Source organism: Sandaracinaceae bacterium, assembly GCA_020633055.1.
In the GTDB taxonomy this organism is placed as follows: domain Bacteria; phylum Myxococcota_A; class Polyangia; order Polyangiales; family Houyiibacteriaceae; genus JADJJE01.
On the sequence record JACKEJ010000009.1, the window covers coordinates 215,492 to 237,594 of the forward strand.

At 71.2% G+C, this 22,103-nt stretch carries 20 protein-coding genes; 10 read left to right on the forward strand and 10 right to left on the reverse strand.

Features of this window, described 5'->3' with window-relative positions; translation table 11 throughout:
- Positions 1 to 26: 26 nt before the first annotated feature.
- Both H6726_20960 and H6726_20965 read right to left on the reverse strand, forming a co-directional pair.
- Positions 27 to 557, reverse strand: coding sequence for a DUF4258 domain-containing protein (locus tag H6726_20960; GenBank protein ID MCB9660127.1), 531 nt, complete (start codon positions 555 to 557; stop codon positions 27 to 29).
- The gene (locus H6726_20965; protein ID MCB9660128.1) at positions 554 to 1,891 is read right to left on the reverse strand and encodes a class I SAM-dependent RNA methyltransferase; all 1,338 of its coding nucleotides are present in this window, start codon (positions 1,889 to 1,891) and stop codon (positions 554 to 556) included. Before H6726_20965 ends, H6726_20960 begins: the two co-directional genes overlap by 4 nt.
- Before the next feature lie 15 nt (positions 1,892 to 1,906).
- Between H6726_20965 and H6726_20970 the strand changes: the two genes are divergently transcribed.
- The 4 genes from H6726_20970 to H6726_20985 all read left to right on the forward strand — a co-directional run bounded on the left by H6726_20970 (position 1,907) and on the right by H6726_20985 (position 6,817).
- Positions 1,907 to 4,183, forward strand: coding sequence for a YgiQ family radical SAM protein (locus H6726_20970; protein MCB9660129.1), 2,277 nt, complete (start codon positions 1,907 to 1,909; stop codon positions 4,181 to 4,183).
- A gap of 62 nt (positions 4,184 to 4,245) precedes the next feature.
- Positions 4,246 to 5,163, forward strand: a complete 918-nt coding sequence (locus H6726_20975; GenBank protein ID MCB9660130.1) for a hypothetical protein — start codon at positions 4,246 to 4,248, stop codon at positions 5,161 to 5,163.
- A 161-nt stretch (positions 5,164 to 5,324) separates the two neighbouring features.
- The gene (locus H6726_20980; protein MCB9660131.1) at positions 5,325 to 6,317 is read left to right on the forward strand and encodes a PEGA domain-containing protein; all 993 of its coding nucleotides are present in this window, start codon (positions 5,325 to 5,327) and stop codon (positions 6,315 to 6,317) included.
- Positions 6,318 to 6,352: 35 nt separating this feature from the next.
- A complete protein-coding gene (locus H6726_20985; GenBank protein MCB9660132.1) occupies positions 6,353 to 6,817 on the forward strand; it encodes a hypothetical protein in 465 nt (154 codons plus the stop codon).
- Positions 6,818 to 6,929: 112 nt separating this feature from the next.
- Here the strand turns inward: H6726_20985 and H6726_20990 are convergent, their stop codons facing one another.
- The gene (locus H6726_20990) at positions 6,930 to 7,367 is read right to left on the reverse strand and encodes an SRPBCC domain-containing protein (GenBank protein ID MCB9660133.1); all 438 of its coding nucleotides are present in this window, start codon (positions 7,365 to 7,367) and stop codon (positions 6,930 to 6,932) included.
- Between the two features lie 48 nt (positions 7,368 to 7,415).
- On the opposite strand from H6726_20990, the gene H6726_20995 reads away from it, so the two are divergent.
- Together H6726_20995 and H6726_21000 are read left to right on the forward strand one after the other, a co-directional pair.
- The gene (locus H6726_20995; GenBank protein MCB9660134.1) at positions 7,416 to 8,024 is read left to right on the forward strand and encodes a bifunctional (p)ppGpp synthetase/guanosine-3',5'-bis(diphosphate) 3'-pyrophosphohydrolase; all 609 of its coding nucleotides are present in this window, start codon (positions 7,416 to 7,418) and stop codon (positions 8,022 to 8,024) included.
- Positions 8,025 to 8,142: 118 nt separating this feature from the next.
- Positions 8,143 to 8,622: a hypothetical protein gene (locus tag H6726_21000; GenBank protein MCB9660135.1), complete on the forward strand. Its 480-nt coding sequence runs from the start codon at positions 8,143 to 8,145 to the stop codon at positions 8,620 to 8,622.
- Positions 8,623 to 8,642: 20 nt separating this feature from the next.
- On the opposite strand, the gene H6726_21005 is transcribed toward H6726_21000, so the two are convergent.
- From H6726_21005 to gshB, 3 genes are all read right to left on the reverse strand, one after another.
- Positions 8,643 to 9,113, reverse strand: a complete 471-nt coding sequence (locus H6726_21005) for a Csp1 family four helix bundle copper storage protein (protein MCB9660136.1) — start codon at positions 9,111 to 9,113, stop codon at positions 8,643 to 8,645.
- Between the two features lie 69 nt (positions 9,114 to 9,182).
- Entirely contained in the window at positions 9,183 to 11,255 is a 2,073-nt protein-coding gene (locus H6726_21010) for a hypothetical protein (protein MCB9660137.1), read from the reverse strand.
- A 122-nt stretch (positions 11,256 to 11,377) separates the two neighbouring features.
- Positions 11,378 to 12,319 carry a glutathione synthase gene (gshB, locus tag H6726_21015; protein MCB9660138.1) on the reverse strand — a complete coding sequence of 314 codons (942 nt, stop codon included), beginning with the start codon at positions 12,317 to 12,319 and terminating at the stop codon, positions 11,378 to 11,380.
- Between the two features lie 82 nt (positions 12,320 to 12,401).
- Here gshB and H6726_21020 point away from each other — a divergent pair, with 82 nt between their 5' ends.
- Entirely contained in the window at positions 12,402 to 12,950 is a 549-nt protein-coding gene (locus tag H6726_21020; GenBank protein MCB9660139.1) for a TlpA family protein disulfide reductase, read from the forward strand.
- A gap of 45 nt (positions 12,951 to 12,995) precedes the next feature.
- Here the strand turns inward: H6726_21020 and H6726_21025 are convergent, their stop codons facing one another.
- Entirely contained in the window at positions 12,996 to 14,798 is a 1,803-nt protein-coding gene (locus H6726_21025; protein MCB9660140.1) for a peptidylprolyl isomerase, read from the reverse strand.
- A 125-nt stretch (positions 14,799 to 14,923) separates the two neighbouring features.
- On the opposite strand from H6726_21025, the gene H6726_21030 reads away from it, so the two are divergent.
- Both H6726_21030 and H6726_21035 read left to right on the forward strand, forming a co-directional pair.
- A complete protein-coding gene (locus H6726_21030) occupies positions 14,924 to 16,171 on the forward strand; it encodes a beta-lactamase family protein (GenBank protein MCB9660141.1) in 1,248 nt (415 codons plus the stop codon).
- A 99-nt stretch (positions 16,172 to 16,270) separates the two neighbouring features.
- Complete coding sequence (locus tag H6726_21035; GenBank protein MCB9660142.1) at positions 16,271 to 17,173, forward strand: hypothetical protein; 903 nt, start codon at positions 16,271 to 16,273, stop codon at positions 17,171 to 17,173.
- Between the two features lie 6 nt (positions 17,174 to 17,179).
- Here the strand turns inward: H6726_21035 and H6726_21040 are convergent, their stop codons facing one another.
- From H6726_21040 to H6726_21050, 3 genes are all read right to left on the reverse strand, one after another.
- On the reverse strand, positions 17,180 to 18,121 hold the full coding sequence (locus H6726_21040; protein MCB9660143.1) for a LysR family transcriptional regulator: 942 nt from the start codon (positions 18,119 to 18,121) through the stop codon (positions 17,180 to 17,182).
- A 130-nt stretch (positions 18,122 to 18,251) separates the two neighbouring features.
- Complete coding sequence (locus H6726_21045) at positions 18,252 to 19,406, reverse strand: hypothetical protein (GenBank protein ID MCB9660144.1); 1,155 nt, start codon at positions 19,404 to 19,406, stop codon at positions 18,252 to 18,254.
- A 172-nt stretch (positions 19,407 to 19,578) separates the two neighbouring features.
- Positions 19,579 to 20,352 carry a sterol desaturase family protein gene (locus H6726_21050; GenBank protein ID MCB9660145.1) on the reverse strand — a complete coding sequence of 258 codons (774 nt, stop codon included), beginning with the start codon at positions 20,350 to 20,352 and terminating at the stop codon, positions 19,579 to 19,581.
- Between the two features lie 177 nt (positions 20,353 to 20,529).
- On the opposite strand from H6726_21050, the gene H6726_21055 reads away from it, so the two are divergent.
- Positions 20,530 to 22,068, forward strand: a complete 1,539-nt coding sequence (locus H6726_21055; GenBank protein MCB9660146.1) for an HTTM domain-containing protein — start codon at positions 20,530 to 20,532, stop codon at positions 22,066 to 22,068.
- Positions 22,069 to 22,103: the final 35 nt, after the last annotated feature.

A 22,103-nucleotide genomic window follows, 5' to 3' on the forward strand; every position in this document is an offset into this window, starting at 1 on the left:
ATGCGCTGGATGCACGCCGCCTGGTGTCAGTCGCAGTGGCAGGGCCAGTCGCGCCCGAGGTCGATGGTGGTGACGACGCGTGTCTCGCGCGCGCAGTCGGCGTACACGATGCGGACGTCCTGCGCGTCCGCGGTCTGGCCCTCCACGGCGTATGAGGTGCACTGACCATCGCTGCGGGTGCGCTCCGGGACCACGTGGCCTTCGTCGAGGAGGGCCCGCACCTCCGCTTCGCTGATATGCCTGCAGGTCATGCGGCAGCGCCCGTGACGCGTGTAGCGGAGCGGCTTCTGCGCCAGTCGTCGCAGCAACGGATCCGCGCTTCCGGTGGGCGCGTCGTGTGGTGTGTTGTTGGCTCGTGCGTCTCCGGGTGTCGCGATGGGTGGCGTCCTGGCAGGCGGGGCGCTCGGAGGAACGAAGGGGGCGACCGCCACGGACGGGTCTGGCCCGCCCTCTGCTTCGGTGGCAGCGCTCGGCTCGAGGCAGCCCCCCGACGGCAGCACCGCGACGGCTGACGAGAGCGCGAGGGAGGCCAGGAGCGCGCGGACCGCGGGGCTCATGCGTGAGGCGTGCTGTGCGCGTCCGTGCGGCGCAACACGGCGACCAGCTCGATGTGCGGGGTGTTCGGCAGTGTGTCGAAGCCGTCGAGTCGCGCGAGCTCGTAGCGCGCGCCTTCGCCCTCGGACGCGCAGAGCTGGTCGAGGTCGCGTCGCAGCCCCTTGGGTCCGCAGCTCATGATGCGCAGCTCGGGCGGTCCGAGGCGTCGCAGCGCAGCGCACACCTCCGTGCGCAGCCCCTTGCGGGGAGGGTTCGCGACCACCAGGTCCGGTGTGTCGCCAGCGTACTCGGCCAGGAAGCGCTCCACGCTCACGGGAGCTACCCCGAGCGACGCCGCGCTCTCCGGATAGGCCTCCACCGGCACCACCTGCGCGAAGCGCTCGCGCAGGAGCGTCGTGGTGATGCCCGCCCCCGCGTACAGGTCGAACGCGAGGGCGCCGGCCGTGTCGTGGACCAAGGAGCGATAGCACGCGCCCGCGACCTCTGGGTTGGGTTGCAGGAAGCCGAGCGGCCCCACCGCGACCGGCACGCCTGCGACGCGCAGCGTGAGCTCGCTCCGCCCGCGCACCGGGAGCGCCGCCGTGCCACGCATGCCGTTGCCCTGCCCGTCCTGGACGCTCAACGCGACGCCGGCGATGACGTGCGGGTCGAGGTGTTCGGCGATGCGCCGCGCCGCCTCGAGGTCTTCGCTGCTCATGATGAGCGTCAGGAGCACGCGTTCTCCATCGGTCTTGAACCACACGTAGCGCAGCAGCCCGACCCCAGTGCGCTCGTCGTATGCCCCGACGTTGGCGGCCTGCACCGCCTGCTCGACCGCCCGGACCGCCTGCTGGATGGTGTCGTGCTCCACCACACAGCCGTCCATGTGCGCCACGCGGTGTGTGCCCCGGATGTAGCTGCCGAGGCGCACGCGGCCGGGACCTCCGAAGGCCACGCGCTTGCTGGCGTAGCGGTAGCCGCGGGTGCGTTCGGACTCGGACTGCGCGTCGGGCGCGTAGGCCACGGGCAGGTTCAGGTCGTCGCGTAGGTGCTGAGTGAGGGCGCTGCGCTGCGCGTCCACCTGCAGTGGCATCAGCGCGCAGCCCGTGCAGCGACCACCGCGCGAAGGGTGCTGCGGACACGGCGCGCTCCGACGGCGCTCGTGCGGCGCGAGCAGCTCGACCAGGTGCGCGTGCGACATGGGCGCGCGCTTCGAGACGTAGTCCACGCGCGCCGAGACACGCTCGCCGGGGAACGCCGCGGCGATGTGTACGGTGTGGTCGCCGAGCAACGCGACGCCATCCCCCGCGTCGTCGAGAGCGACCACGTCTAGCCGTAGGATGTCGCCCTTGCGCATGACGGCATTGTCGCCATGTCGCTGCCAACCGCAAGTCGGGAAGCGTGCGCGCCGAAAGCGGAGTACGTTGGCCGCGTGAACGAGTTGGTCCAGCTGAGTGGCAAGTCGCGTCGACGGAACGGTGGCGCTGACCGGGGCGCGCCCGCGCGCAGCCCCCTGACCGACTTCCTGCCCACGACGCAGGAAGAGCTCGACGCGCGCGGCTGGGACGCCATCGACGTCCTCATCATCAACGGGGACGCGTACGTCGATCACCCAGCGTTCGGCGGCGCGCTGATCGGCCGCTTCCTCGAGGCGCGCGGCTTCCGCGTCGGGATGATCGCGCAGCCCGACTGGAACGACCCCAGCGCGCTGCTGCGCCTGGGCGTGCCGCGCGTGATGGTCGGCATCACGGCCGGCAACCTGGACAGCATGCTGAACAAGCTGACCGCCCAGAAGAAGGTGCGCTCGGACGATCAATACTCGCCCGGCGGCCGCACCGGGTCGCGCCCCAACCGCGCCAGCATCGTGTACGGCAACCTGGCGCGGGCCGCGTTCGGGAAGCACGGCGTGCCCATCGTGCTCGGTGGCATCGAGGCTTCGCTGCGGCGCATCGCGCACTACGACTACTGGAGCGACCAGGTGCGGCGCGGCATCCTGCTGGACGCCAAGGCCGACATGCTCATCTTCGGCATGGCCGAGCGCCCTGTGTGGGAGGTGGCCGAGCGGCTGCGCGCGGGCGAGCCCATCGGCGCCATCCGCGACGTGCGCGGCACGGCCTTCGTGCTGCCCAAGGGGGAGTGGGAGCAGCTCCCGAAGAGCGCTCGCGTGCGCGACGGGAAGCCCCTCTGGCTGCCCAGCTACGAAGAGGTGAGCGTGGACATGCGCGCCTTCTCCGAGATGAGCGGGCACTTCCAGAAGGAGACCAACCCGGGCAACGGCCGCGTGCTGCTGCAGCCGCACGGCGACCAGGCGCTGTACTTCAACCCGCCCGCCGAGCCGCTCGACACGGCGCTCATGGACGAGCTCTACGACATGCCGTTCCAGCGGGCACCGCACTTCGGCTACACGGAGAAGATCCCGGCGTTCGAGACGGTCAAGCACTCCATCGTGACGATGCGTGGCTGCTTCGGGGGCTGCTCGTTCTGCAGCATCACGGAGCACGAGGGGCGCGTGATCCAGAGCCGCAGCGCCGAGAGCGTGCTGCGCGAGGTGCGGGCGCTGCGCCGCATGGGTGACTACCGCGGCGTGATCAGCGACGTGGGCGGCCCCACCGCCAACATGTACCAGATGAAGTGCCGCGCCGAGACCATCGAGCGCGCGTGCCGGCGCCTGAGCTGCGTGCACCCCAAGGTGTGCGAGAACCTCGTGACCGACCACGAGCCGCTGGTGCAGCTGCTGCGCAAGGTGCGCGAGGAAGACGGAGTGAAGAAGGTCTTCATCGCGTCGGGGGTGCGCTACGACCTGGCCGAGCGCTCGCCCGAGTTCGTGCGCGAGCTGGCCGAGCACCACACGGGTGGGCAGCTGTCCGTGGCGCCCGAGCACGTGGACGACGACGTGCTGGACAAGATGAAGAAGCCCGGGGCCGAGAGCTACGAGCGCTTCGCGGAGATGTTCGCGTGCGCCACGGAGGACGCCGGCAAGGACCAGCACCTGGTGCCCTACTACATCTCGGGGCACCCGGGGTCGACGTTGGCCAGCATGATCCAGCTGGCGCTCTACCTGAAGCAGCGCGGGCTGCGGCCGCGGCAGGTGCAGGACTTCATCCCGACGCCCATGTCGATGGCGACCAGCATGTACCTGACCGGGCTCGACCCGCAGACGCAGCAGCCCGTCTACACGGCCAAGAGCCTTCGCGAGAAGCGCATGCAGAAGGCGCTGCTGCAGTATTGGGACGTGAGCCAGCACGACCTCGCGCGCGAGGCGCTCATCTTGGCGAAGCGCGGCGACCTGATCGGCAGCCGTGAGCACCACCTGGTGCCTCCCGCCACGGGGCGCGGTGCGCTCAGCATCCACGAGCGGCGCAAGCGCGAGGCGGGGCGAGAGGCGGCGCAGGGGCGCCTGGGCAAGCGTGGAAACGGGACACGGCCGGCAGGCGGGGGCGCCGGAGGGGCGAAGGCAGGGGCGGGCAGTGCATCGATTGGACGCGCCAGCGGTGACGCGCCCCGTGGGCGCGCTGACGCAGGAGGCACCGCCAAGGCGTCGAGCGGGCGACCGACGGAGGGCGCGAGCCACACGAGCGGCCGGCGCGCGGGGGGGAAGCACGCAGCTCCCGGTGGGCGCAAGGGTCCGAGCAAGCGACGCGAGCACTGACGAACGTCGTCGACGCGCGGAAGCGCGTTGACGCGACGCGCGCCGACGGCTGTACTCCCCGCATGCCCGGCGTCGACAGCTCCCGCCCCTTCGTCCCTCTGCGGATCGCCATTCTCACGGTTTCGGACACGCGCACGCTTGCGACCGACACGTCGGGGGCCATCCTCGAGGAGCGTGCCCGGGCCGCGGGGCACGAGGTGGTGCTACGACGAGTGGTGCCCGACCTGCGCGACCTCGTGGAGCGCCAGCTGCTCGCGTGGGCAGAGCAAGGCGACATCGACGTCACGCTCACGACGGGCGGCACGGGCCTGACCGAGCGAGACATCACACCCGACGCCGTCCACGCGGTGTGCGACAAGCTCATCCCCGGCTTCGGCGAGGTGTTCCGCGCCATCTCCATGCGCTCGATCGGCCTCTCCACGCTGCAGTCGCGCGCGACCGCCGGCGTGTGCCGGGGGATGCCCATCTTCGCCCTCCCGGGCAGCAACGGTGCCTGCCGCGATGCCTGGGACGAGGTGCTCGTCCACCAGCTCGACATCCGCTATCGCCCCTGCAACATCGCGGAGCTCGCGCCGCGTCTCCATCGCGATCCATCGCCGCGCCCAGAGAGCATCGACCTGGACGACGTGCTCGTCCTGCGGGGGCGTCTCCTGCGCGCGCTGCACACGGTGGACCCGCGGGGACTCGAGGCTTGCTTGGCGCCCGACGCCACGATGCTGGTGCCTGGGCGCGGACTGCTCCTCGACGCCGCCGAGCGCGCCGCCTGGCTCACCTCGCAGGCCACGGGCGTGGGCGACCCGGTGCCCGCGGAGCCGCAGGCGGAGCCCTTGCGTGACGTCGCCTTCGCGCCGGCCCAGCTCGCTGCACGCGACGTGGTCCTGCTGCGACTCGGGGACGCGCGCTCGCTCATGGCGAGCGCCAGCGTCAAGCGTCACGCCGGCGCGCCGGTCTACGATCTGTTGCACCTGGCGGCGCCTTGAGCGCTCGCCTCGCTCAGTCGGAGGCCCGCGAGGCCGACCGGCGTGGCACGAGGCGGAGCAGCGGCGGCGCGACGCAAGCGACACCCATGCCCGCCCCTCGCGGCGCCCGTGTGTGCGTACGGGTGCGTGCGCACGCACATCGGCCATGCTACCCGACGTCGATGCAGCTGCGCAGCATGTGGTTCTTGGGGGTCGTGCTCGGGGTCTGTCTGCCGTCCGTGGCGCACGCGGACGCGCCGCGCGCTCTGATGATGGCTCCGCTCGGTGACGCCCCCGACGACATGCGCGCCAACGCCGTGGCGGAGGTGCGCGCCACGCTGGAGCACCAAGGCGTCGTGTTCGTCACGCCTCCACGCGGCCTGAGCCTCGCGTGCGAGACGCCGCAGTGCCGTGCTGCTGCGGCGACGCAGGCGGGCTCGCTCATGGCGGTCACGGTGCTGGTGTGGCAACCCACGTCGTTCCGCGCGGAGGGGCGCGTAGAGGTGGCGCTGACCGACGTGGCAGGGGACACCGTTGGCGCGGAGGAAGACTTCGCCGCCGACGAGGTGCTCGCGGCTGTGCAGGCCGCGCGGGGAGCCTTCGAGCGCTTCGGCGCGCGCGCACGCGTCGCGCTCGAGATCACGGGCATCGACGGCGCAGCCGTGCTCGTCGACGGGCGCCCTGCTGGCGCGCTGCCCTACCGCGGCACGCTGGTGTCTGGCACGCATCGCATCCGCGTCGTGTCCAACGGCCGCGTCGTCCTGACCCGTGAGGTCACCGTGGAGCAGGGCGGTCAGCCCATCCTGCTGCGCGTGGGGGCCGAGGAGGTGGGCGCTGCAGGGGCCGTCGAGGCCGAGGACGACGTCGAGGACGGCGAGAGGACCACCAACCCGGCATGGCTCGCCACCGGGGTCGGCCTGAGCGTCGTGGGCGCAGGGACCGTGGCGTGGGTGGCCGTGCAGGCCGCGCAGAGTGGCTGCAGCGCTCGCAATGCTGGAGGGGAGTGCGTGGAGCGCAGCGAGCTGCAGCGTGGGCCCGCCGTCGTCGTGGGCGTGCTCGGGGCCGTCGCCGTGTCCACGGGCGTTGCCCTCGCCCTGGGCTCCCGTCGGCGGGGTGGCCGGGAGGTCTCCGTCAGCGTCGCGCCGACGAATGCATCCGTTCGCCTGACGTTCTGATACGCTCGCGCCGACTCGAGCAGGATGGAGCAAGCATGAACCAGGGAATGTCACAACCAGGCGGCAACAACACGCTGAAGATCGTTGGGATCACTTGTGGGGTGCTCCTGTTGCTGTCGTGCTGCTGCACGGGCGGGTTCTTCGCGCTCGGTGGCGCTGGCATCGGTGCGGCGCTCGCCGGTGGTCCCAAGGGTTCCACGGATGCGTTCCTCGACGAGCTGCGCGCGGGCAACCACGCCCAGGCCTTCCAGCGGATGGGCGGCCAGTACCAAGCCACACACGACGTGAGCACCTTCTCGGCTGCCGTGGCGACCATGCCAGCGCTGACGCAGTTCACCGACCGCACGATGAACAACATCCAGATCAACAACGCGACCGGCACCGTGAGCGGCACGCTGACCACGCCTCAGGGCGCCCAACAGATCGTGTTCCAGTGCTCCAAGCAAGGCGAGTACTGGTACATCGAGCAGGTCACGGTCGGCGGGGTCATCCTGCCCTGACCGCCGCGCGGTTGCTCCCCGTGGTGGAAGCGGCCGCGCGCGCGTCAGTTCATCGACTCGACGCGCTTCTTCAGCGCGTCAGTTCATCGACTCGACGCGCTTCTTCAGCGCGTCAGTTCATCGACTCGACGCGCTTCTTCAGCGCGTCGTTGAACGCCTTGTAGGCAGGGTTCACGATGGGCTCCAGCTTGGACCAAGGGATCTCGAAGGCCAGCCCCGTGAAGCGCTCGCCATGGAAGATCCGGGTACGGCCGCCCTCGAGCGCGACGAGCTCGAAGTAGTGCTCTCCACGCGCCACCTTGTGCAGGAAGCGCTGCGGTGGCCCGACCCACACCAGCTTGTGCCCGTCGCACTGGCTGATCTCGACCTGGACCTTGAAGGTCTTGCCCTCGGCCGAGAACGCGCACGTCACGCGCTCGCCGCGCGCGAGGCGCCCCTTGATGCCCTTGATGAGCGGGTTCCACTCCGGGTACTGGTCGCTGTCCGTGAGGACTCCCCAGACGCGCTCCACGGGAGCGTCGATGTCGATGGCATGAACGATCTGCGGCATGGTGGCCGGACTATAGCAGTCGCCCGCCGACCTGCTATGGTCGCCGCCATGGCGCGCCGCTCTGAAGCTCCGGGTCCTCTGTACAGCGAGCGCTTGGACGAGGCGCTGCGCTTCGCGGCCGAGCAGTTTCGCTTCCGTGTGCGCAAGGGGTCTGGCGTGCCGTATGTGACTCACCTGCTGCAGGTGTGCTGCACCGTCGGCGAGCACGGCGGCGACGAAGAGCAGATGGTCGCGGCGGTGCTGCACGACTACCTCGAGGACGTTCGCGGCGCGCGTGTCGAAGACCTCGAGACCCGCTTCGGCAAGCGCGTGTCCCGGCTGGTCGCGGCACTCAGCGACTCCACCACGCACCCCAAGCCTCCGTGGCAGGAGCGCAAGCAGCGCTACGTGGCGCAGCTCCGGGAGGAGCCCGCAGAGCTGAAGCTCATCAGCGCTGCGGACAAGCTGCACAACGCCACGAGCATCGTTCGCGACCAGCGCCTCATGGGGGATCAGGTGTTCGAGCGCTTCAGCGCCGACAAGGAGCAGACCCTCTGGTACTACCGCGCGGTAGTAGACGCCTTGGGGGATGGGTGGCGGCACGCCCTGCTCGACGAGCTGGACGTCCAGGTGGACCGCATGCATCAGCTCGCTCAGGTGGCACGCGAGCCACGCTGACCCGCCAAGCGCGCACTCGGGGCGCCGGCACCGACTCGTAATTTTTGCGGCTGACCCCGTGGCTGCGACGTGCTCTCCTCCGCCAGCGGTCGGCAGCACGGCCGCGAAGGAGAGTCCGATGAAGCGATTCGTGATGGTGGCCTTGGTGTGTGCGGTGATGACGGCGTGTGGCGGCGGAGGCAGCGGCGAGTCCGCAGCAGAGCTCGAGCAGACGTCGGGCCAGGAGACCGAGAGCGCAAACGCAACGGGCTACGACGGCGCCGCGCTCAACGCGATCCCCGAGAGCGAGTGGGAGGCCGCGTGTGAGCACCTCGAGGGGCTTCGCCCGCCGGGCGAGACGGACTGCGGCGAGGACGGCATGGTCCGCACGCACTCGATGCACGGGTGTCTCGGCATGCTGCGTGGTGTCGCGGGCCAAGACGAGTGTGCCGCCGTGGGCGCCGACTACTCGCGGTGTGCTGCGGCCCTCGACGCGGTCGACGTGTGTTCGGAGCCGCTCGAGGTGCGCACCGCACCGCTCGGGTCCGAGGCATGCGTCGCCCTCCAGCCCTGCATGCGGATCGCGCTGCAGGTACGCTACGACGAACCCGCAGAGTGACCCGTCCGGAGGGCCCTGCGCTACGCCGCGAACGCTGCGGCGTGGCGCAAGGTCGCTGCGCAAGCCTCCATGCACGCGCGGCACTCGGCGTGATGTGCCGCGTGGGGAGCGCACGCGTCGTGGCACTCCTGGCACACGTCGCGGCACAGCGCGGCCAACCGGCCGAGGTGCCCAGAGCCAGACGTCGCCAGCGCGGGGACGGCGCGGCAGATGGCCAGCATGGCGTGCACCTTGCGCGAGCACTCTGCCATCGAGGTGTCTCCCGCCTGTAGAGAGCGCAGGCAGTGGCTCAGGCAGGCTTCGCCTGCCGTGACGCACTCCCCGGCAGCCCGCGCGAACGCCTGCCGTGCGTCCGAGGGCGCAGCACTCTCTCCTCCCGAGTGGCCTTCGTGTCCCTGCTCTCCTGCCTGGGCGGCGCAGCCGAGCACTGTGACGACCCCATGTGCCACCGCCGTGGCGGCTCCGACCTTCAACATCTCGCGTCGATTCATGGCGGGGAACCTACCTCCGTTTCCATGGGGACGTCCATGGCCTCTCCCGCGTGAGGGGCACGTCGCTCGTCAGCGTGGTGTCACCAGGAACAGCGCTCCCTCGCGGCGCGCCAGCCACGCGCCCGGCTGCATGGGTTCGACGTCGTGCGCGTGCAGGGTCACCGCGCCGCTGAGGAGATCCCACGGTCGCATGGGAGGAGGTTGCGCCTCGTCGTCCCCGAGGCGGACACAGGCGAGCCCTCCCTCACCCACGACGCACGCGGCCATCTCGCCGAGCGCGAGCCCAGTGGCGCTCACGCGGTGCAAGGCTTCGGCCCCCTGCTCCTCGAAGCGCAAGACGCGGGGGCGCGTTCCGGAGGGGTCGCCCGCATCGAGCCCGTAGAGGTTGCCGTGTGATACGAACAGAACCCGCCCCCCGCGCCGCTCGAGGTCGGTGACTGGCTCCGCATACAGGACCTCGGCCGCCCCGCTCGCCTCCACGCGCGCGAGCCCCGCGGGCCCCGCGACGTAGGCCACCGCGTCAGCGATCACCAAGTGGGTGACGGCCTCGAGCGCGCCCCGCGGCTCGAGAGGGACGTCCACGAACACCCATGCGCCCGTGGGCCCACGGTAGACCAGCCCGGAACCGCGCGACCACTCGGCCCTCGTGCCGTGCGCAAAGAGCCAGAGGTGGTCGCCCTGCGTCCTCACGCCCAAGCGCACGTCGCTCAACGCTGCGTCTGCCGACAGTCGCGCGCGCTCCACCCATCCGGCTGGCGTAGGTGAAACCAACAGCGCTTCACCACGAGCGTCCATCAGCGCCGCCCACGGCTCCGCGGCCCAGGCGGCGCCAGAAGCGTCCTGGCTCTCGAGCAAAGCCGAAACGCGCCCGTGCGGGAACGTGCGCGCGACGTCCCCTTCGAGGCGAACGAGCGAACCGTCGTCGGCCCGCAGCCACGTACCGCCACGGGCGTCGATGGCCAGCGCCAGCGGGCGTAGCTCGCGGAAGTCTCCCGCGCTCAGCGGCCGGCGTGTCTCGCTGACCTCCAACAACCCCTGCCCGCGCAACGCGAGGTACACCACGCCGTGCGTCACGAATCCCGCTTCGACGACGCCCCCGGGGCTCGGCAGACGGCGGGCGAAGAGGCGCGGCGCGGCCTCGATGGGCTCCGAGCCGCTCGTGGCGGGCTCGAGCGCGGTGGACCGCGGGTGGCGCGCGCTGACGCTCGGGGGGGCGGTGCCGCGGGGGGCGCGGGGGGTCGCGCGATAGCGCAGGGGCCGCCCGCGGTGCTCCTCCACGGCGGGCAGCTCCGTCGCGCCGCGCGCCCGCGCACTCACCGCGTACGCCGCGCCGTCCGTCAGCAACAACGGCACACCCGCCTGCGCCACCAGCCCGACCACGCGCTCGTCGTCGCCCGTCAGGAGGTCGCGCAGCGCGTAGGTCCACCACGCTGCGCCATCGTAGCGCGCGAGGAGCGCCCGGTCGTCGCGCTCGAGCAGCACATAGACGTGGCCAGCCTCGTCCTCACCGAGCGCGCGTGGGCGTCCCCGGGGGAAGGCCGGCGGGCGGTGCTCGCGCAGCTCGTCGCCCACCCACTGCGTGATGGTCGTCTCGCCCAAGACCCACAGCGTGTCGTCACGCCCGGGCACCAGGGCTGCGCAGGGCGTGTCAGCGGGCGGCACGTCGCTGAGCGCGTCCCACTCCCAAGAGGGTGTCGCGAGGCGAGCCACGCCGTGTGCACCGCAGGCGTAGAGCGAGTCGTCGTGGACTTCGATATCCGTCAGCTCGCCCAAGGGGGGGGCCGGGATCTCGCGCGTGGGCGCCCCGTTCACGGCGTCCGTGTCGATGCCCACCAGTCCCCGTGCGCTCAGGACGGCCAACGTGCCGTCGGGCAGCCGCCGCGCCGCCAGCACGTCGTCGCTGGGCAGGCCTGCGGAGACCCCCAGTCGGGTGGGCCGCGGTGGGCCGCTGACGGGGTACACGTAGAGTCCCCGGTCCGTGCTGCTGTACACCTCGCGCGCATCGCGGAAGACGTCCCGCGCTCGCGACAGATCGTCGAGCACTGTGACGTGGACCTCCTGGGCGCCCAGGGTCGCGCGGCGCGGTTCACGCACGTCGGCCCTGCCGCAGCCAACCGCGCCGAGCGCCAGCGGGGTCAACAACGTCAGCAGCGTCTTCGGAAGCCACGTCCGACCGCGTCCGCCGCGGGCGTCGACGGATGCGCTGTAAGCGCGGGCCCCGCCGTCACGTCGGAGGTCGGACGACCCCACCCGGCGTGACGCGTTCAACGCACCACTCGGGCTTCGAACGCGTCGATGACGCGGGCGGCGTAGTTCACGCCGTCCAGTCGCATCATTTGCTGGATGCCGGTGGGGCTCGTCACGTTCACCTCGGTGAGCTTCCCACCGATGACGTCCAGGCCCACGAACACGAGCCCGTCAGCGCGCAGCTTCGGCGCGACCGCTTGCACGATGCGCTGGTCCGCCTCCGTGAGCGACGCCTGCACCACGGAGCCACCGACGTGGATGTTGCTGCGCACGTCGTCCCCGCGCGGGACTCGCAGGATGGCTCCGAGGGGCTCGCCGTCCACCAATAGGATGCGCTTGTCTCCCTCGCGCACCTGGGGAATGAACGCCTGCACCATCGCCACGCGCGTGCCTCCGCGCGTCACGAGCTCGATCAGCCCGTTGATGTTCTTGTCGTCCAGGGCGATCGCGAACACCCCCTCCCCGCCGTGGCCATCCACGGGCTTGATCACCGCCTGGCCGCCGACGCTCTCCACGAACGCCTTGATGCGCGCCTTGTCGCTGTCGACGGTGGTGGTGGGCATGACCTCCGAGAAGTGCAGGGCGTACAGCTTCTCGTTGGCGTCGCGCAATCCTCGCGGGTCGTTCACCACGGCGGTCTTGCCGCGCAGGTGCTCGAGCAGCAGCGTGAGCCAGAGGTAGTGCTCGTCAAAGGGCGGGTCCTTGCGGATGAAGACCAGGTCCACGTCGTCGAGGCACACCAGCTCGGCCGCTCCGAGCTGCACGGGGGGCTGCGCCTCGCGTGACGAGCGCGCCCTGCGCACGGCGGCGTGGACCCGACCGTCGCGCATGTGGACGTCTTGCACGAGGCAGTGGTCCACTCGGTGTCCGCGCGCCTCGAGCTCCAGCATCAGCGCGAAGGTGGTGTCCTCGTTGACGAGTACGGTGGAGACGGGGTCCATGACGATGACGCAGCGCATGGCTGCGTGGTAACCCCTCCCGCACGCTTTGAAAAGCAGCGATGGGGTAACACCCGGGCCGACATGACGTATCCTGCGACAGATGTCCCGTCCCAGCCGTAGTACCCCGCGCCGCGTGTTCCGCATGTTCGCTCCCTGGGGGCTCGCGCTCGGAATCCTGGTGGCGCTGGGCAGCGGCGCCTTCGGACCGTCGGCCTTGGCGGCGGGTACGCCTGCGCCGAACGTACAGGCCACGCTGGCGGACGGTCGCGCCTTCGACCTGAGCCAGGAGCGCGGCCATGTCGTGGTGCTCAACTTCTGGGCCACGTGGTGCGGCCCATGTCGTCAGGAGGCGCCCGTGCTCAGCCGCGCCCACCAGCGCCTCGTCTCGCGCGGCGGCAAGGTCGTCGGGCTGTCGGTCGACGAGCAGCCGGACACGCCGGGCGGACGCGCCTCGCTCTCACGCGCGGCCCAGTCGTTGGGCATGCTCTTCCCCGTGGGGCTGGCCAACCGCGCCGCCACACGCGACTTCCGCGTCGGGTCGTTGCCCAGCACCTTCGTCATCAACCACGCCGGGCAGATCTCCCATGCGTTCGTGGGGGCCGTATCCGACGCCGAGCTGGAGCAGGCCATCGCGGCGGCGCTGCGCTGAGGCACGGCTGACCGGACCACGCACCGACGCCCACCGCGACGAGGTCTACTCCGCTGAAGCGGCTTCTTCGCTGGGCTCGGCGGCTGGCTCTTCGTCGCGGGCCGGAGCTGCCTCGTCACTCGCCTCACGCGCGCTGTCGTCTTCGTCGCGCTCCTCCGCGGGCGTCTCCTCGGGCTCGTCGCCGTAGAGCAGGATCTGGGGGTTGATGAACACCGCGTCGTCGCGCTCGGCCTGGGCGCGCAGAGCCGCGATGTGCTGCGCCAGCACCTCACGCTGCTTGGCGGCGCGCAGCCCCTGGCGAATGCGACCCTGTTCCTCCGTCGTGAAGTCGTCGCGATTCGCGGTCTGGCGGTCGGTCACCTGGAAGATGACGTACTCGCTGCCCAGGCGCAGTGGCTCGGTGGGCATGGTCTCGTCCCCCTCCATCTCGAACACCGCGCGCACCAGCGCGGCTCCGTCCAGGCCGCGGATGGGGTTGCCGGCGCGCCCGAAGCCGTTGGCGCGCTCTACCGTGGGGGCCAGGCCGCCCAGGTCGGGGGTCTCTTCCTCGACGGGGTTGCCTTCGGCGTCCACCGGCGGCTCGAGCGGCAAGCCCTGCAGCGTGCGGGCGAGCTGGTCGGGGGTCACGCCACCACGCAGGTCCGCGAGGGCGCGCGCGGCGGCCTCGGCGGCCAGCTCACCGGCGCGCTGCTCGCGGTACAGACCCTCGGCGATCTCGCGCTTGGCCTCGGCCTCGGGCACGTCGCCCTCGCGCTTGCCGGTGACCTGGATGATGTGCACCCCGAAGCGCGTCTCCACCAGGTCCGAGATCTGGTTCACGTCCAGCGCGAACTGCGCGGCATCGAACTGCGGCACCATGCGGCCGCGCTCGTTGTAGCCCAGGTCGCCGCCGAGGGTGGCGGTGCCCGTGTCTTCGCTGTTGGCGCGGGCCAGGGCGGCGAAGTCCTCACCGGCACGGGCGCGACGCAGGAGCGCGGTGGCACGAGCGCGAGCGGCCGCCTTGACCTCGTCGCTGTCCGTCTCCTCGTACTTGATCAGGATGTGCCGGGCGCGGACCTGCTCGGCCAGCCCCGTGAAGCGCGCGCGCTGACCGGCGTAGTCGCGGTCGATCTCCTCGCTGTGCTCCGCCATCCAGGCCGTCAGCGCGGCGTCGTCGATCTGCAGCTGGTCGCGGTAGTAGCGCGGCGAGAACCGCACGTAGGCGATGCTGGCCTGCTCGCGCTCACGCTCGTAGGCGGCCCACACCTCGCTGGGGCCGACCGAGACCGACTCGACCACGGTCAGGCGCATGCGCTGCGCGAGCGCCTCCTCCACCTGCCACAGGGCGAACTCACCCGGGGTCAGACCCAGCCAGCGCAGGCGCTGATCGATGGCGCGTTGGTCGTACGTGCCGTCCTCGTCGCGCAGGTCCATTCGCAGCTCGCGTCCGCCGCCCACGCCGCCGGAGCCGTAGGGGAAGCCGGGGGGGCTGTCGGGACCGAGGGAGATGCGCACCGTGCCCGCCATCACGAACTCGCGCATGATGTCGTCTTCGTCGGCGGCGTAACCCAGCTCGCGGGCCTCGCGGGCCAGCAGGGCCCGGTCGACGATGCCTTGCGCCACGTGCGTGCGCAGCTCCATGGAGCGCTGCTGCTCGACACCCATGCGGTCGAAGCCCGCGAGGCGGTAGACCGCCATCACGTCGCGTTGGCTCTGCGCCTCGCCGTAGACGCGCATCGCGGGCGCCTGACCCCCTTGAACGCAGCCGTCCATCTGCGGGCCGAACGAGGCGGCCATGCCGAGCACGAGCACGCCGATCAGCGTGAAGAGGACAATGGTCTGAAACTGCTGGGAAAACGTGTTCTGCATGAACTCTCTGGGGGTCCAGACGGCAAGAGGCGCGCAACGATAGGGTACCCGTGCACGCGAAGCAACCAGCGCGCGGGGTTTCAGGCCTTGCGCCGGCTCGGCGGTTCAGGGGACGCTGCGCGACCATGCCAGGCTACGTGCACCCCGACTTCACCGCTGTGAGAGAGACTCTGGAGCGTGTGGGCCTGCCCCCCCACGGCCCTGGGGGCCTCGCGGTGGCCGTCTACCACCGCGGCGAGTGCGTGGTGAACTACGCTGCGGGCACCCGCAATCGGCAGCTCCAGCCGTTCACCGAGGACACCCTCTGTGTGGCGATGAGCACCTCCAAAGCGGTCGTGGCGACCCTGGTGCACGTGCTGGTGGACGAGGGGCGGCTGGCCTACGACACGCCCATCGCGCGCTACTGGCCCGAGTTCGCGGGCGGTGGCAAGGGGGGCATCACGCTCCGGCACGTGCTGTCGCACGCGTCTGGGCTGTACGCCGTGGACGACGTGACGCGCAGCGCCCGCGACCTCGAGGACTGGCAGGGGATGGTCCGCGCCATCGAGCACACCCGCGCCCGGCACGCACCGGGCACGTCGTTCGGGTACCACGCGTGGACCATGGGCTACGTCCTGGGCGAGGTGGTCCAGCGGGTCACGGGCCTGACGCTGGCCGAGGCCCTCGAAGAGAAGCTGACGCGCCCCCTGGCTCTCGACGGCTGCTACATCGGGCTGCCTCCGCACGAGCGGGGGCGCGCGGCGGACCTCATCATGCCCGACCTCGTGAAGGCGCCCGTGCCGCGCGGGCTGTGGTCGGCCGGGTTCAAGGTGGGGGACGTGGCCTTCGGGGCGCTCGGGCTGCGCACCCGCCCCACCGAGGCGCTCGCCGCGGGCTGGCCGCGGGGTCTCGCGCACGTGGACTTCAACTCGGACGAGTTCCGCCAGGCGGCCATCCCCTCCGTGAACGGCATGTACACGGCGCACAGCCTGGCGCGCCTGTTCGCGCCCTTGGCCCAGCGCGGCGTGCTCGAGGGGGAGCGCTTCTTGAGCGAGGCCACGCTCGCCGAGGCCACGCGCGACCACGGGCGCGGGGTGGGGCTGGTGGTCCCGTTCCCCCTGCGCTTCAAGCTGGGCTACATGCGCCCCGTGAGCCTGGGGCTTCCGGTGACGGTGCTCGGCAAGCGCCGCGACCTGGGGGTGGCCAGCCCGGCCGCGTTCGGACACTTCGGCTTCGGTGGGTCCGGCGCCTGGGCCGACCCCGAGCGAGAGCTGTCCGTGGGGGTGGTCGCGAACTCGTTCTTCGGGACGCTCCCCATCGACCTGCGCACGGTGGCCCTGGCCACCGCCGCCGCGTACGCAGCGGACGCGCGCGCCACGGGACGGGGAAGGTGAGGGCGGAACGCAGCTAGCCGTCCGAGCTTGTTGACAGCAGGGAAGAACCTGGGGTTCCGTGGCGTAATATTCCGCTGCAGCATGAAAGGAGCGACCTGCGTGCCCCCCCACCACCCTCGACCGTCCTCTCGCCTTTCCCACATCGCCGCGCGACGGCTGGCGGGCTTGTTCGCGCTGTCCACGTTCTTGGGCCTGGCGGGGGCGGACCAGGTGTCCGCCCAGAGCGGGATCGTCGTGCAGCACTCGGGGCAGGGGGCCGCGCAGCAGCCAGCGCGCGATACGCGCTCGGACGGGGCGGGCCGGCAGCGCGCCCCGCTCAAGGTCTCGCTGGGGGGCGAGCTCGGCTGGCGCTACATCGCGCTGGGCCAGACGCACATCCCCCGCGACGATGACGCGTTCAGCATGGGCTTCCACGGCGCGCTGCGGCTGGACATCGGCGGGCCGCGGGGGGGGCTCTACACCTATGCCCGCTTCGATGGGTACGCGCCCACCGGCTTGCGCACCTTCCCGTGGTCGGCCCAGGCACGCGTGGGCTACTTCCGCAACGTGAACTACTGGGACGCGGGCGGTCCGCGCTCCAGCACCAGCACTCACTACACCGGCAGCAGCTGCGGCTATGCCTACTGCTACGACCACTACGAACGGCGCACGACGTCCTGGTGGGAGCCCGCTGGCTGGGTCAACGGCCTGCGTTACTTCTACGCGGCTGGGCACATCATGGACGGAACGCGTGTGCGGCCCGGCGACACCGTCACCCAGCGTGCCGGTGCGCTCGGCCTCGGCTTCGGCATGGTGGAGACCAAGTTCTCCACCTGGTTCGCGGAGACGGAGTTCCTGTACTTCCCGGAGCGGCAGTGGGAGAACCCGGAGCGCTCGAACTTCGGCTGGTACCTGCGGGCAGGCGCGCTTTGGGGCCCTGTGTTCGTGGACGTGACGGTGCTGCTCGACCCGGCGGTGGGCGGCGAGCTGTCGGTCGGCGCGGGGATTTGGCTGGGCAGCTGAGGGGGATCAGCGGGGGCTTCGCGCCCGTTCACGCGACCGAGGTGTGGGGGTGGCCGGTCGTGCCGCGCGCTCCAGCTGGGGCAGGTGCTCCTCCAGCGCGCGGAACACGGCGTCCACGCGGGGCACCTGCCGCAGGCCGCGCGGGCACACCAGGAACAGCTCGAGCGTGGGTCCGGCCGGGAGCCCCAGATCCAATTCCACCAGCTCGGGGTCCAGCTGCAGCACCGAGCGCGCGAGGAGCGCGACGCCCAGCCCGGCGCGCACCGCCTCGACCTGCGCGAGGTAGCCGTTGGTGCGCATGCTGGGCTCGACCTGCGCGTGTCGCCGCGCGAACGCCTCCTCGGGGGTGTCGATGCCCGGCAGGGCGAGCGCGATGAAGTCGTGCTCGGCGGGCACCTTGCTCGCGAGCTTGGGGTAGCTCTGGTGCGCGACGAACGTGGTGGGGAGGCGCGCCACGCGCTTGACGATGAGGTCTCCGCCGCGTGGTCGGAAGAAGCGCAGCGCCAGGTCGGCCTCGCGACGGCTCAGGTCCGCGGCCAGGTCGCTGGTGAGCAGGTCCACCGTGAGCCGCGGGTGCTGGGCGCGCAGCGGGCGCAAGAGGCGGGGGATGACGTAGTGGGCCGCCAGGGCCTCCGTGAGAGCCAGCCGCACCCGGCCGCGTACCTCGGGCTCGTGCTGGCGCGCCGCGTCCAGCACGGCGCGCAGCTCCGCTTCTACGCGCTCCAGGTGGGGCAGCAGCGCCTCCGTTGCCTCCGTGGCGCGCAGGCCCGTGTGCGAGCGCTCGAACAGCGCGGTCCCCAGCACGCCTTCCAACGCCGCGATGCGCCGACTGACGGTGGACTGCTCGACGGTCAACGCCTGCGCGGCGGCTGAGAAGCTTCCCGCGCGCACCACCGCGAGGAGGAAGCGCAGGTCGTCCCAGCGCAGCGTGTCGACGAGGTCTTGCATGCGTGGAAGGTAGCAGCCTGTCGAAGAACCCTCCCTTCGTCTCGTCGCTGGCGCCGCGCACGGGGGTGATCCCTACGGACGCGGCGCCACCACTTTCAACGGGTCGTTCTCAGGGTCTGCGTTCCCGTGCTCAGCCGCAGCGCGGGGGCTGCTCCTCGCAGCGGCGGGTGTTCGTCATGGTGCCGTCGTCGCGGCAGCGGTCGCTCTGGCACTCGTCCGAGCCGTCGCATACGGCGCCCACCGGCTTTCTGGACTCGCACAGCTCGGTGACGTCGTCGCAGTACTCGTCCACCTCGCAGTGGTACATCTCCTCGCAGGTCCCCGCTGGCAGCGCGGCGCACTGCCCGCTCACGCACACCAGTCGCGCTGGATAGTCGCAGAAGACCGTCTCGTCGTCGCACGCGTCGCCGACGAGGGTTCGCACGGTGATGTGCCTGCAGAACCGGTTCGCGCTGCTGTCCTCGACGCACAGGCTCCCGGGGGCGCAGGCCTGGCCCGGCCCGCAGGGCTCGTCGTCTGCCAGCGGTCGGGTGCACGCGCCCTCGCCGTCGTCGTCGGGATCGTCGCAGAAGAACGACGCGGCGCAGAGCGCGTAGGAGCGCTGAAGGCCCGTCTCGTCGACCGACCCGCAGGGCTCGCCCTCGCCCACGCCGGTCAAGAGCTCGAAGGCGATGCACACGTCTTCCGGGCCACCGTTGCTGCTGCAGCGCGCGAGGCCCGTGCCCTCGGGCGGGGCGCACTCGCTCGCGCTGTTGCACGGCGAGCCCACGGGCAACAGCGCCACGCACGTCCCGGTGCACACGCTGCCCATCAGGGTCGCGTCGCAGCGGGTCCCGGCGGCGCACTCCTCGTCGAAGGTGCAGGCGTCACCCGCAGCGACGGTGCCCGCCAGCGCCTCGCGGCAGCTGGGGAAGAACTCGGGGCTCACCTCGACGCCGCAGCTGGCCGCGATGTCATCGATGCAGCGGCGACCGGCTGCAGCGTCGTAGTCGATGCGTCCGCTGTCGGCGGCCTCGATCAGGTAGTCCAGGTTGCCGAGGTCGAGCCCGATCAGCTGTGGGCAGCGCTCGACGAACGACTCGCTGAGCATCAGCTGGGAGATCCCGCCGCTAGACCGTGCTTGTGCGCACTCGACGAGCTGCGTGCAGATGGCGTCGCCGAGCGCGGAAGGGACGTCTTCGATGGCGAGCGTCGAGGGACCCGACGAGCACCCTCCCCCGAGAGGTACGAAGAGCCCGAGGAGCAGCACCGTGGACCGAGAGCGAAAGGAGCGCGCGTGAGTCATGCTCCCGGCTTCAGCAACGCTCGTGCCACCGGGGCCGTGTCTTGTTTTCGAGGGTGATGCGCCATGCGAAGGCCGCCCGCACGGTGTCGTTCTTGCCGTGATCGGTCGCTGGCGCAAGGGTTGCGCTGGCCGCCTGGGGGTCCTCGAGACGCGCACGTGTCTGGCGCGGCGACTACGCCTCCTCAGGGTGCGGTCGGGGCGCGCGCGCCTCTTCGTAGCCTCGTACCGTCGTACCGAAGAGGCGGTCGAGGTAGGCGAGGAACCCGGCGTAGTTTCCCTTCACCTTGGCGTGGTGGTAGTCGTGGTGGAGCGCGCCGTCACAGCCCGGGAGCAGGTGGGTAGGGCTGAACGGGAAATCGTACCCACAGTGCCCCTCGGCGGCCTCCCACTGACGAATCACCACCCACAGGTAGAGCGTGAGGTAGTGCGAGCCCAGCGCCAGCGGGCCGATCAGCATCAGCCCGGCCGTGACGACGAACTCGACCGGATGCATGAGGTGGCCCGTGATGGCCCACGGCGTGTGGATGCGGTGGTGGACCACGTGCACGCGCTTCCAGAGGAAGCCGTGGTGCATGGCTCGGTGGACCCAGTAGTACAGGAAGTCGTCCAGGTAGATGAAGAACACCAGCTGGAGCAGGACCTCGAGCACCGAAGGGAGCGGCCCGCCGTGGATACCGGAATGGCGCAGGACCGGGAACGCCAGCACCGTGACGGCCAGCAGCGCGAGGTCGTTGCCGATGAACGCGACGAGCGAGCGCCGGAGGAGTCCCTCGGTCTTCGGCGGACGCCGCTGGATGCGGAACCGACGCAGCGCGGCCGGGTCACGTGCGGCGACCCACGTCAGCGGGAGCGAAAACGCGAGGAACGCGCCCATCGAGACCAGGTTCGTGCCCAGCGCGAGCGGGAGGAAGTCGGGGTCCTGGTAGATGGCCAAGAGGGCGTCCATGCGCCCCGAGCCTGACCTGAGACATCCGGTGGCGGCAAGCGGCGTTGGATCGTGCGCTCGTTCGCCGCGGGTGCTCGCGGTCGAGGCCGGGCGTCGAGCACGACTCGGTCGCTCGTGCCTCTCGCGCTTCTCGACTGGCTGGATGACGATGTGTGCGTGCGCCACGGTGGAGTCTGCATGTCCCCTCACTCCGACGCGCGACCCGGCGACCTCCGGCGTGCGCTGGTCTCACGACGCCCTGGCGCCTTTGTGGGCTGGCGTGAACGGCTGAGGCGGTACGTGATGGGTCCTGCGCTCGACCTCGCGGTCTTCCGCGTGACCGTGGCGCTGGTGATCGCCAGCAGCGGCAGCGTCCGGGTGGCCTCTACGTGGGCGGCGCTGCCCGAGGACGCGCGCGTCATCCCGGCGGGCGTGGGGTGGCTCGTCCCTCACCTGCCCATCACGCCCGCGCTCGTGCAGGCCGCGCAGGGGGTGCTGTGGGTCGCCTGCGTGACGACGACGCTCGGGGTGTGCAGCCGGCTGAGCGGCGCTCTGCTGGCGCTGTCGGCCTTCTATGTGCTGCTCGTGCCGCAGCTGGGCGGGGCGGTCTTCCACGACCACCACCTGCTGTGGTTTGCGGCGCTGCTCGCCCTCAGCCCGTGTGGCGACGCCCTCTCGATCGACGCGTGGTGGGGTCGGCGGCGCGGGTTCCCGCGGCCGGCGAGCGGTGTCGCGCACGGTCTCGCGCTGCGTGTCGCGTGGCTGTTGGCGGGGCTCATCTACTTGTTCCCCGTGGTGCACAAGCTGCACGCCATGGGGGTCGAGTGGGCGCTGGGCGACAACCTGCGGCACCAGCTGTGGTGGAAGTGGGCCCAGGACCCTGGGTTGCTCCCAGCGTTTCGGATCGACCGGTACCCAGCGCTGCTGCACGCGCTCGGGTTGGTCACGCTGGGGTTCGAGCTGAGCTTCGTGGTGCTGGTCATGGTGCGTCGCACGCACGTGCTGGCCTTGGTCGCGGCGCTCGCGTTTCACGTGGGGACCCACCTGCTGATGGGCATCGACTTCCACGTGCTCTACGTGTGCTACCTGGGGTTTCTCCCGTGGAGCGAGTGGCGTGCGCGGCTCGCGGCGCGGCGTGGTCGGACGGGTGCGGTCGTCGCGGGCGCGACGGGAGAGGCCGTCCGCGACGCATCGGGAGACCTCGGCCGGGAGGCGGACGCCGCGTGTTCTGTCAGGGCGCGCCGACGTACGCTCGTGGTTGCGCTGGGAGGCGTGCTGCTCCTGTTGGGCGTGGTCGTCGCGGGCGCGCGCGGCGCGATGCAGGCCTACCCGTTCGCGTGCTATCCGACGTTCGCCTACGACCCGGGCCAGACCATGCCTGCGCTGGCCGTCGACCTGCTTCGACCCGGGCGCCCACCGCAGCGCCTGTCACCCGCGCTGTATCAAGCCCCCGGTCCGCGGGGCGTGGCCCTCGACTGGCGACTCGCCGGGGCCTACGGGGACTTCTCCGCCGAGCGGCTCAGCGCCTGGTGGCGCGACGTGAGCGAACGGGAGCCGTTGCGGGTGGAGCTCGCGCGGGCCGGGTCATGCCGCGTGCGCTTCACGCGGGTGAGGGTGTCCGTGGACCCCGATGCGCCCCCTCGCGAAGCGGCATGGTCCGAGGAGCTCCTCTTGGAGCTGCCATGCGCTCCGTTGGGATCCTGCTGCCGATTCGATCGAGAACAGGGTCCAAGGTGACCGGGGCTGGGCTACGCTGCGGCATGGCGAAGGGA

Bases quoted from the DNA above. Each gene is read 5' to 3' on its own strand.
- H6726_20990 (MCB9660133.1), bottom strand. From the start codon at position 7,367: ATGCCGCAGATCGTTCATGCCATCGACATCGACGCTCCCGTGGAGCGC.
- H6726_21020 (MCB9660139.1), top strand. From the start codon at position 12,402: ATGTCCCGTCCCAGCCGTAGTACCCCGCGCCGCGTGTTCCGCATGTTC.
- H6726_21045 (MCB9660144.1), bottom strand. From the start codon at position 19,406: ATGACTCACGCGCGCTCCTTTCGCTCTCGGTCCACGGTGCTGCTCCTC.
- H6726_20970 (MCB9660129.1), top strand. From the start codon at position 1,907: ATGTCGCTGCCAACCGCAAGTCGGGAAGCGTGCGCGCCGAAAGCGGAG.
- H6726_21030 (MCB9660141.1), top strand. From the start codon at position 14,924: ATGCCAGGCTACGTGCACCCCGACTTCACCGCTGTGAGAGAGACTCTG.
- H6726_20960 (MCB9660127.1), bottom strand. From the start codon at position 557: ATGAGCCCCGCGGTCCGCGCGCTCCTGGCCTCCCTCGCGCTCTCGTCA.
- H6726_21005 (MCB9660136.1), bottom strand. From the start codon at position 9,113: ATGAATCGACGCGAGATGTTGAAGGTCGGAGCCGCCACGGCGGTGGCA.
- H6726_20980 (MCB9660131.1), top strand. From the start codon at position 5,325: ATGCAGCTGCGCAGCATGTGGTTCTTGGGGGTCGTGCTCGGGGTCTGT.
- H6726_21050 (MCB9660145.1), bottom strand. From the start codon at position 20,352: ATGGACGCCCTCTTGGCCATCTACCAGGACCCCGACTTCCTCCCGCTC.
- H6726_20965 (MCB9660128.1), bottom strand. From the start codon at position 1,891: ATGCGCAAGGGCGACATCCTACGGCTAGACGTGGTCGCTCTCGACGAC.
- H6726_21000 (MCB9660135.1), top strand. From the start codon at position 8,143: ATGAAGCGATTCGTGATGGTGGCCTTGGTGTGTGCGGTGATGACGGCG.
- H6726_20975 (MCB9660130.1), top strand. From the start codon at position 4,246: ATGCCCGGCGTCGACAGCTCCCGCCCCTTCGTCCCTCTGCGGATCGCC.
- H6726_21055 (MCB9660146.1), top strand. From the start codon at position 20,530: ATGTCCCCTCACTCCGACGCGCGACCCGGCGACCTCCGGCGTGCGCTG.
- H6726_20995 (MCB9660134.1), top strand. From the start codon at position 7,416: ATGGCGCGCCGCTCTGAAGCTCCGGGTCCTCTGTACAGCGAGCGCTTG.
- H6726_21025 (MCB9660140.1), bottom strand. From the start codon at position 14,798: ATGCAGAACACGTTTTCCCAGCAGTTTCAGACCATTGTCCTCTTCACG.
- gshB (MCB9660138.1), bottom strand. From the start codon at position 12,319: ATGCGCTGCGTCATCGTCATGGACCCCGTCTCCACCGTACTCGTCAAC.
- H6726_21040 (MCB9660143.1), bottom strand. From the start codon at position 18,121: ATGCAAGACCTCGTCGACACGCTGCGCTGGGACGACCTGCGCTTCCTC.
- H6726_20985 (MCB9660132.1), top strand. From the start codon at position 6,353: ATGAACCAGGGAATGTCACAACCAGGCGGCAACAACACGCTGAAGATC.